General features: G+C 51.1%; 5 protein-coding genes and 2 pseudogenes. 6 read left to right on the top strand and 1 reads right to left on the bottom strand.

Annotation, left to right across the window (positions count from 1 at the left end; genetic code table 11):
• From IQ219_RS11160 to IQ219_RS11150, 3 genes and pseudogenes are all read left to right on the top strand, one after another.
• A pseudogene (locus IQ219_RS11160) lies at positions 1–274 on the top strand (hypothetical protein); the annotation flags it as partial.
• 17 nt (positions 275–291) lie between these two features.
• On the top strand, positions 292–963 hold the full coding sequence (locus IQ219_RS11155; RefSeq protein WP_190599203.1) for a PspA/IM30 family protein: 672 nt from the start codon (positions 292–294) through the stop codon (positions 961–963).
• 62 nt (positions 964–1025) lie between these two features.
• Positions 1026–1958: a homocysteine S-methyltransferase family protein gene (locus tag IQ219_RS11150; protein WP_228016965.1), complete on the top strand. Its 933-nt coding sequence runs from the start codon at positions 1026–1028 to the stop codon at positions 1956–1958.
• A 257-nt stretch (positions 1959–2215) separates the two neighbouring features.
• Here IQ219_RS11150 and gltB read toward each other — a convergent pair whose 3' ends face one another.
• On the bottom strand, positions 2216–6886 hold the full coding sequence (gene gltB / locus IQ219_RS11145; RefSeq protein ID WP_194072638.1) for a glutamate synthase large subunit: 4671 nt from the start codon (positions 6884–6886) through the stop codon (positions 2216–2218).
• A gap of 332 nt (positions 6887–7218) precedes the next feature.
• On the opposite strand from gltB, the gene IQ219_RS11140 reads away from it, so the two are divergent.
• The 3 genes and pseudogenes from IQ219_RS11140 to IQ219_RS11130 all read left to right on the top strand — a co-directional run.
• A complete protein-coding gene (locus tag IQ219_RS11140) occupies positions 7219–8322 on the top strand; it encodes a hypothetical protein (protein WP_194072637.1) in 1104 nt (367 codons plus the stop codon).
• A gap of 73 nt (positions 8323–8395) precedes the next feature.
• Entirely contained in the window at positions 8396–9571 is a 1176-nt protein-coding gene (locus tag IQ219_RS11135) for a DUF1822 family protein (protein ID WP_194072636.1), read from the top strand.
• A 7-nt stretch (positions 9572–9578) separates the two neighbouring features.
• Positions 9579–10122 (top strand): annotated as a pseudogene (locus IQ219_RS11130) (hypothetical protein); the annotation flags it as partial.

Here is a 10122-nt window from a genome sequence, read left to right as displayed (position 1 = left end):
GGCCAGGGCCGATTATGGTAATCAGGGCAGTGCCGCCCCTAGTTCCCCCTCCGCCAGTGGAGCCAGTGTGGAATCGCAGATGTATCAACAGTTGCCCAGTGGCGCTTCCCCCAGTGCCGTTGCCAGTGGTGGGGAGCAATCTTTTAATCAAAATGCCCGTCAGCAGTTGACTAAAACCTATAATCAGGCAGGAAGTGCCACTGATCGGGGAACTAACCTTGCTACCCAACAGTTGGTGCAGGAACTAGAACGCCTTAACCAAGCTCCCTATTAGGGTTTACCCTCTTTGTCATGGAACTTTTTAATCGGGTTGGAAGGGTGTTGAAAGCCCAATTAACCCATTGGCAGCAACAACAGGAAGCGCCGGAGGAACTCCTCGAACGTCTATTGGGGGAGATGGAGTTGGAGTTGATCGAATTGCGGCGGGCCCTGGCCCAGACCATTGCCACTTTTAAAAGTACGGAACGCCAGAGAGATGCCCAGAAATTAATCGCCCAGCGCTGGTACGAAAAAGCGCAGGCTGCCCTGGATGGGGGTAACGAGGCCTTGGCTAGGGATGCCCTTGGGCAAAGACAATCCTATCAAAGTCATACAGAAGCCCTAGAAAAATCCCTCGGGGAACAACGGGCGGTGGTGGAACAGGTACGGGGACAATTACAAAAGCTGGAGCGCAAATACCTGGAGCTTAAAAGTCAAAAAAGTCTCTATCTGGCTCGCTTAAAATCGGCGATCGCCGCTCAAAAAATTGAAGAGATTGCGGGCAATTTGGACAATGCCAGTGCCAGCAGTTTATTTGAAAGAATCGAAACCAAAATCCTGGAGTTGGAGGCCGAACGGGAATTGCTCAATCCTCCCCCATCCCCGCTGGATAAAAAGTTTGAGCAATGGGAAGAACAACAGGCCGTGGAAGCAACCCTAGCGGCGATGAAAGCTCGACGCCCCCTGCCTCCATCTTCCCCATGACTGGGTTATAAAGATTTTTGTGGAAAAATTAATTAACCGCTGACTGTGCGTTAGCCCTCAAAATGACCAATCTCCCCCACCAGTGTGAGCAAATTTTTTTGTTGGACGGCGGTCTGGAAACGGAAATGATTTTCAACCGAGGCTTTGAGCTACCGGCCTTTGCCGCCCATACCCTACTGTCCGATCCCCTGGGGCGGGAAGCCTTAAAGAACTACTTCCATGGTTTTTTAGATTTGGCCAAAGAAAAACAATTCGGCTTTTTAATTGACGCTCCCACCTGGCGGGCTCAACCATTTTTTGCGGAAGAATTGGGGGTGAGGGTGGAAGAAATTCGGCAAGCCAATTTTCGAGCGGTGGAATTTGCCAAAACCTTGAAGCAGGCTTATATCACTCAAATTAAACCTTTACTGATCAACGGTTTGATTGGCCCCTGTGGGGATGCCTATGGCGGTGAACATTTCAGTGATGCGGAGGAGGCCCAAGCCTATCACCGGCAACAAATTAGCTGGTTAGCGGAGGCCGGGGTCGATCTATTGGGGGCATTTACCCTCACCAGTGTTAATGAGGCGATTGGTATTGTCCGGGCTAGCCAAGAATTTTCCTTACCCGTATCCATTTCTTTCACCGTGGAAACGGACGGTCACTTACCCACGGGCACTGCCCTGCCGGAGGCGATCGCCAGGGTTGATGAGGCTACCCATCAAGGAGCGGCTTATTTTATGGTCAATTGTGCCCATCCAGACCATTTCTGTTCCGTGATCACAGAAGAAGCTTGGTTGAGTCGCTTGGGGGGATTTCGCTGTAACCCTTCCCGCCGTAGTCACGCCCAGTTAGATCAAGCAGATTTTCTCGACATCGGTAACCCAGTGGAACTTGCCCACTCCTATTGGATGCTGAAACAAAAAGTCCCTTCAGCCAATGTGTTTGGAACCTGTTGTGGTTCCGACCTCCGCCATATTCGGGCGATCGCCAATGTCTTTGACGAACAAATGTAAGAGAGTGTCAAATTGTATACTTCATGGTCTGTCCTACCATCTTTTCTACAACGACAATATTTTCCTCGCTCGCAAGGAGAAAAATATTGCCGGTTCGCTCATCCAGGGGAACAATATTAATAGACAGATAAAGTTTGGTGAACCAGCAACACAACAGATGACACTGAATTTTTTGTTCTAACCTCCTTGTTACTTCGAGTAAAGTTCCCCCCAAGCACCTGGCAAGGGTTAGGGCGCATATTTTTAGGTCAATCCAACTAAACTGAGGTTAAAGTCTTCTCCCCAGCCAAACTTGCATCACCATTGGCTTCAGGGGAATCAGCTTCCGAGGGGGGAACCGCCTGCCAGAACTGGCCAAGATAATCGGACCAGTTAGCCAAAATTTCCTTTCCTTTGGGACTGCCTGTCCTTTCTACATGGGCCGTGATCATGGCTTTTAATTGTTCCTCCCCTTTAGGAGCGGCAATCCGTTGCAAAGTGATAATTTCCGGGTTGATTTTTTCCGGTAAATCCCCCACTTCATCGAGGAAGTAGGCCAAACCGCCGGTCATGCCTGCCCCCACGTTACGACCCACCGGGCCAAGGACGACAATCACGCCGCCGGTCATATATTCACAACAGTGGTCGCCAGCCCCTTCAATCACCGCTTTACCCATGGAGTTACGCACCGCAAAGCGTTCCCCTGCCCGGCCGTTGGCATAAAGGTTGCCCCCCGTTGCTCCATAGAGACAGGTGTTACCGATAATGACGTTATCTTCTGGTGCAAAGCTGGCCTGGGAATGGGGCACGATGACAATTTCACCGCCATTCATACCTTTGCCCACATAGTCGTTAGCTTCTCCTTGCAGATGCAGAGTCATGCCATCCAGGTTAAAGGCCCCAAAGCTCTGGCCCGCAGCCCCTTGGAAATTGAGGGTGATACTGCCGGTGAAGCCATTGTTGCCATACTTTTTGGCGATCGCCCCGGAGAGACGGGTGCCCACGGTACGGTCGGTGTTGACCAGACGGTAGGTTTTGGTCACAGTGGTTTGGTGGTTAATGGCTTCTTGGATGTCAGGATCGGCCAAAATGTCGTCATCCAACACAGGACCATTGCTGTGGACAGGCTCGTGATTGAGCCATTGTCGATTTTGTTTAGTATCAGGCAGATTGAGCAAACAATCTAAGGTCAGATTCTGGGTTTTGCTCAACTGGACATCGGAGCGGACTTTGAGCAAATCGGTGCGGCCAATGATGTCGTCCAAACTGCGGTAACCCAGATGGGCCAACAGGGAACGCACTTCTTCGGCAATGAAATAGAAGAAATTGACTACCTGCCCCGGCACTCCTTTGAACCGTTGCCGTAACCGTTCCTGCTGGGTAGCAACCCCAACGGGACAATTGTTGGTGTGGCAAACCCGGGCCATAATGCAACCTTCCGCAATCATGGCAATGGAGCCAAAGCCATACTCTTCTGCCCCCATGAGCGCCGCCATCACCACATCCCAACCGGTTTTCAGACCACCGTCAGCCCGGAGCAAAACCCGGTCCCGCAGTTGGTTTTCCATGAGCACTCGATGCACTTCGGTAACGCCCAACTCCCAGGGAGAACCGGCGTGTTTGATGGAACTGAGGGGAGACGCTCCCGTACCACCGTCATGGCCAGAAATTTGAATAATGTCCGCATTGGCCTTAGCGACCCCAGCGGCGATCGTACCAATGCCAATTTCCGCCACCAATTTCACCGACACCTGGGCTTGGGGATTAATTTGGTGCAGGTCGTAGATTAGTTGGGCTAGATCTTCAATGGAGTAAATGTCATGGTGGGGAGGGGGAGAAATCAAAGTTACCCCAGGCTTGGAGCGGCGCAACATGGCAATGTATTCACTGACCTTTTTGCCGGGCAGTTGACCCCCTTCACCGGGTTTGGCCCCCTGGGCCATTTTGATTTCCAACTGTTTGCCACTCATGAGATATTCCGGGGTGACCCCAAAACGCCCGGAAGCAATTTGCTTAATGGCGGAGTTGGCCGTGTCGCCATTTTCTAAGCCGTGGAGATGGGGCAACGTGGGGGAGTTACCTTCCGCATCTACGTCATCTAGGGTGAGGTAGCGCACCGTGTCTTCGCCCCCTTCCCCGGAGTTGGATTTGGCCCCCAGCCGATTCATGGCGATCGCCAAAGTTTCATGGGCTTCCCGAGACAGGGCACCGAGGGACATACCACCGGTACAGAAGCGTTTGACAATGGATTCCACCGACTCCACCTCTTCCAGGGGAATGGCAGTTTGGTCTGGATTGAGATCGAGCAGATCCCGCAGCGCAGTAACGGGGCGCCCCCGCAGATATTGACGATAAAGACCGTAGTGGTCATAGGCTTCGGCGTTGGCCCCATTGCTTCCCCGTTGGTAGGCCGCCACCGCTTTATGGAGGGACTTGGACATTTCTGGGGAGTTCATGTGGTACTCTCCACCGGGGCGGTAGTTGACGAAGCCAAAGTTTTCTAACTTTTTAGCCATTGCCGGGAAGGCCATGCCATGGAAAACCATCACTTCCTGGGCCACGTCGGCCATGGTTAACCCCCCCACTCGGCTAGTGGTGCCAGCAAAGGCATATTCCACCAATTCCGCTCCCAGACCGATCGCCTCAAAAATTTGGGCCCCATGGTAGGAGGACAGCAGTGAAATTCCCATTTTGGAGAGAATTTTAAACAGCCCCGCTTCCACCGATTGACGGTAGTTTTGCAACGCGGTGGCCAGGTCAATTTTAGCGAGGCGACCGTTGTCCATCAGCTTCTGGATTTTCTCATCCCGCCACCATTGCCGTACCGATTCCAAGGCCAGGTAGGGACAAATGGCAGAAGCGCCATAGCCCACTAAGCAAGCAAAGTGATGGGTACTCCAACATTGGGCCGTATCCACCACCAGGGATGCCTGTAGCCTTAACCCAGCCCGAATCAGGTGATGATGTACTGCTCCCACCGCTAATAAAGGGGGAATAAAGCTCTGATTTTCACTTAATGTAGCTCCATTGGGCCGGTCGGTTAATATCAAAATTTCAATGCCGGATTGCACCGAGGCGATCGCCTGTTGCACCAGGTTATCCAGGGCACTCTGGAGACTGTTAACGCCGCCTAAATCGTACAGGGTAGAAAGTACCGCAGTGTTTAACTGCCCTTGTTTAATCGCTTCCAACTCCAACTCATTCACCAGCGGCGATCGAAGCTTGATCATGCGGGCCGCTTCCGCCTTGGGCTCGAGAATATTGCCCCGGGGCCCCAGGAACATGGCCAAGGACATCACCAAATTTTCCCGTAGGGGGTCAATGGGGGGATTGGTCACCTGGGCAAAGCGTTGTTTGAAGTAGTCGTACAGTAGGCGGGGTTTATGGGACAGCACGGCCAAAGGAGCATCGTCCCCCATGCAAAAGGTCGGCTCCTTGCCCTGGTTAGCCATGGGCACAATTACCATTTCCACATCTTCTGCCGTGTAGCCAAAGGCCGCCTGTTGTTGCAAAGTCGTTTCAGCGTCGGCAAACAAACTTTTGTCAGCAAAACTTTCCGAGGCAACCATTTGACGATTGGCTTTTAACCATTCCCCATAGGGATGTTTCCGGGCCGCCTGCTGTTTAATTTCGTAGTTTTTGAGAATTTTTTTCTGGTCTAAATCCACGGCAATCATTTGCCCCGGAGCTAAACGACCCTTTTCCACAATGCTTGCTTCTGGTAAATCCACTACCCCCGCTTCGGAGCCCACCACAATGTAATCGTCTTTGGTAATGCAGTAGCGGGCCGGACGCAGGCCATTGCGGTCTAACCCTGCCCCAACAATCTTGCCATCACTAAACACCAATAGGGCCGGGCCATCCCAGGGTTCCTGCAGGCCGCTGTAATAGTCGTAGAAATCGCTAATTTCGGGATAATTGTTTAACGCCGGTTGATTTTTGTAGGCTTCCGGCACCAAAATCATCACCGCTTCGAGGGGCCCACGGCCAGTGCGGGTTAATAGTTCTAGAGCACTATCGAGGTTGTAGGAATCACTGTTAGCCTGGTTGACAATGGGAGTTAAAGCTTCCAATTCCGCCTTGGTCCAGCCTGGTACTTCCAACGCCGCTTCCCGGGCCGCCATCCAGTTAATATTGCCCAGGAGAGTATTGATTTCCCCATTGTGCCCCAGCATACGCATGGGCTGGGCCAGGGGCCATTTGGGCATGGTGTTAGTGCTAAACCGACGGTGGTAAACGGCGAAATTACTGATGTATTGGGGATTGAGTAAATCTAGATAAAATTCTCCCAAAATAACACTGCGGACCATGCCTTTATAGACAATGGTGCGGGAAGAAAAGGAACAAACATAGAAATCTTCCGCTAGCCTTTTACCAATGATGGAGCGGGCAATATATAGGCGACGGTCCAATTCATCCCCGGCACAACCAGCGGGGCAAGTGACCAAAATTTGTTCAATGTGGGGTTGATTACTGCGGGCCTGGCTACCCAATACGTCTGGGTTCACCGGCACTTCCCGCCAGCCCAGCACCGTTAATTTTTCTAGCCGTACTACTTCTTCCACATAGGCCCGGGCCACTTCCCTGGCCGTTGGTTCCTGGGGCAAAAAGACCATTCCTACCCCCAGGCGATCGCCGTCGGGCATGGGCAAATTGCGGGTGGCAAACCACTGGGCCAAGAGCTCCCGGGGAATGGCGGTCATTACCCCGGCCCCGTCCCCCGAATCATTATCGGCACTGCATCCCCCCCGATGCTCCATACATCCTAAGGCCTTTAGGGCCTGCTCCACCAGGGTATGGTCCGGTTCACCCCGGAGATTAGCGATAAAACCCACACCACAGGCATCTCGTTCTTCCACTAACCAAGGTTGACCAAGGAAAGGTTGGGTAGAATTGGTGGCAACAGAGGAGTTTGTCATAGGAGCTAGCAACGGATATTGGAAGGAAATATGGATGGCAATTGGAGACCCTAAAGGGTCCCTCAGCTTGGGGGCGGTGGTTAATTTTACCAGCTAGCCTAGGCAGTGGTTCGTTCGCCCTTAACCGCCTCATGGTGGCGATCGCCAAATTTTGGGAGGGAGACGAAATTAACCTGATTGATTTTGCTTGTAACTATTCTTCACATTATCGCGCACCGAAAACCCAGATTAACTATTTTTCTGCACCACAGCCAGAAAAATCGGACCATAGCCCTAGATGGGGCTTGAAATCCTAACTGCATAAGGTCAACATCCCTTGCCGTGCTAAAACTTTTTTACCGGTTAATTTTAAGATTCCCGCTATGGAAAAGGAGTATTTAGGGCTTGATGGCGATCGCCAAAAATTAGGAAAATTGCCCCTTGCTAGTGCTGAACGGGGTCCATGGAAGAAGCGAATGTTTGCGACAGTGGCCCTTGTAGCTGGGAATGACGTGAATTGTCAACTACAAATACTGATCGAACAAGCAAAAAAATTGTCTGAGGACGGGTTACATCCCACAGCCCAAACCCTGGGTGAAAGGGAAATACTTTCCCAGGCCATGGCACTATTGCAAGCGTCGGGAAAATTGTGGCGCAACTACCAGGAACAATATGCAGATGCCTACGGGGAAGCCTGGTTGAAGACCCTGGAATATTTTTACCGTCATTATCGGGAGTATGACCCTAGTAAAGCTCAGGTAGCCACATGGTTGAACTTCCGGCTCAAAAATGAATTTAAAAGCCAGCAAATTAAAATCCAGCAACAACAGCAGCGTCAAATCCAAGCCTCAACGGAGGAAGAAGGGGAGGGACTACTGGCCATGATGGCTTCTCCTTCCTATGGTGACCAGGCCAAGGTGATGAGCGAAGGCATAGCGCAGTGGCTGGAGGAAAGTCCAGAGTTAGCAGAAGAGAGCATCAAAAATCAGCCCCAGTTAACGGTTAAAGTCCTCTTAGAGCAACGTTTTCTGCGGGAAGTGCCCTGGGGGGATCTGGCCAAAGAACATAACGTTTCAGTAGCGACCCTAAGTAGTTTTTACGAGCGCAAATGCCGTCCCAAGCTGGTTAACTTTATCCAGAGCAACTACGACTTCATCACCCCCGATACTCCTGTTAACCCCTGTGAACATTTACGGAGCTTGTTGACCCAAAAGCAATGGCACAAACTTAATCTTGGCGATCGCCTGCAACAATGGCTGGAGTCGGAACCTTGTTTACAGGAAATTAGGCTCAGGGAAAAACCGGAGATTACTGCCCAGATTTTCTTACGGGAAACCCTAGCAGTGCTTCAACAACCACGACAGGGATTAATCCAGGTGGCAAATAGGTTAGGGGTAGAAGCGGGGGCGCTGGAAAGATTCTACGAATTTAGGGTCATTCATCAAGTTTTGGCATTTATGCATAAAATCCAGCGGGAACAGCGATAACTAATTAGGTCGAAGGCTCCGTTGCTCCAGCGGCGATCGCCAAATAACATGCCGAGAATAAATTGTTAAAACCATGAACAACTTAGTACAATCCCCATCCATTCCCCTCACGCTCCAAGACCGACAGTGGGTGCAACGGTTAGCAGTTCAGTCCGGCTGTCAGGGGGAAAAGTTACGTCGGCTTATTCCTAATCTCTTAGCGGTGAGAGCAGTGTCCCATTGGTTAGATATCTACGATATTGCCTATGACTGGTCGAGTAGTTACAGCACCCAACCGTTATTGCATTTAGGGGAAGAAGTGGCAGATCTGTCCTTGTCGGGGTTAGGACGATTAGAATGCCGTGGTATCTCTCCTCAACAACAAACAGTACAGTTTAGCCCTGAAAGTTGGTCAGACCGCTTGGGTTATATGGTGGTGGAAATTAACCCCGATTTAACCGCCGGTAGATTGTTGGGCTGTGTCGAACAAGTTAGTGCCGCCCCGCTAACGAAGGAAATATTACATCCGCCGGATTTTCTCTTTAGTCTCATTGCCCAAGCAGAATTGCAAAGGGCTCAATCCCCAGTGGCGAACACCATAGAAAACGGACTAAGAAGCGCTGCGAGTGTAATTCACCAGTGGTTAACTACTGCCCAAGAGCAGGCTTGGCAAATGGCAGAATTTTACCTGCTGGAACCAAGTTTTTCCCCTGTCCGTAGTGCCAATACCATTGAAAGAATCATTGATAAGCTCCATAGCGCCGGTAGTGAAGCGGCTCGGCAACGGTTAATCATTACCCTAGGGGAAGTAGTGAAACCGGAAGATACGGCATCGGTAGTGCGGGAACTAACGCAAATTATTGACCAGACCGGAGATGAAGATACCCGTTGGCTAGCGGCCGGCACCTTGGCTCGCATTGAACCTCGTCATCCCCAGGCGGCCCATCGGTTACAGAAAACCATTGGGGCAGAGTTAAATCTGGCGGATACGGCCCTTAATTTGGTCGTTGCTCTGATGCCGGCCCCAGATCAGACGATCAACGGCTCCATTGAGTTGAAAACCGCCAACCAACAGCAGAGCTTGCCCCCTGGCACCCGTTTAACCCTTTTATCAGCGGAAAATGAATTTGTTGACGAGATTGCCGTAACCGGAGACCAGACCCCCGGTAAAAATCTGTTGAAAATTGGCTTGACCATCGACCCCGGCACCAACTTCCGCATTCGAGTAACGGTGGGTGAGGAAAGTATTACCGAGGATATTCAACTCTAGACATTTCATGGATCTACAACTGTTGGTGCTGAAGATTATTGAGGGGGATTTTACCTCTGGTTTTACGGTGGCCCTGGATGTGGAAACCATTACCCAAGGGCAAACCAGAAGCCAGCAGAGGGATTTTTATGGTCGTTTACCACGCCTTGCTCTCAACCTAGATCTTTACCAACTGCATCGACAATGGGTCAGCGAAATTACTACTGCCCGCACAGGGCAACCCCAACGAAAACGGGGTATTAAGGTCACTAGTAAGCAGGCGATCGCCAGCCATTACGACCAACCGCCAACGGAGCAAAAACGGGCTTTACAACAGGCGATGGTGCAATGGTTAACCAGTCCAGAACCGGGCTGGCAGGCGGTGGAAAAAGAAATTATTCGCTGGAGCGAAAGGGGAACAGGGGAAACCCAATTGGTGATTCAGCTTGGACAATCCCTTTATCAATTGGCTTCCCCCACTGCCCTCACTTTAGCCAAATTACCCTGGGGGGAATGGCCCCTTTTAAAGGAGCAAAACCTAAATTTAGTTCATTTTGCTATCAATACTTGCC

It is taken from the genome of Synechocystis sp. LEGE 06083 (assembly GCF_015207725.1).
GTDB lineage: Bacteria > Cyanobacteriota > Cyanobacteriia > Cyanobacteriales > Microcystaceae > Synechocystis > Synechocystis salina.
Note: the sequence above shows the minus strand (reverse complement) of the source record. Positions and strands in the feature narration are given on the sequence as shown.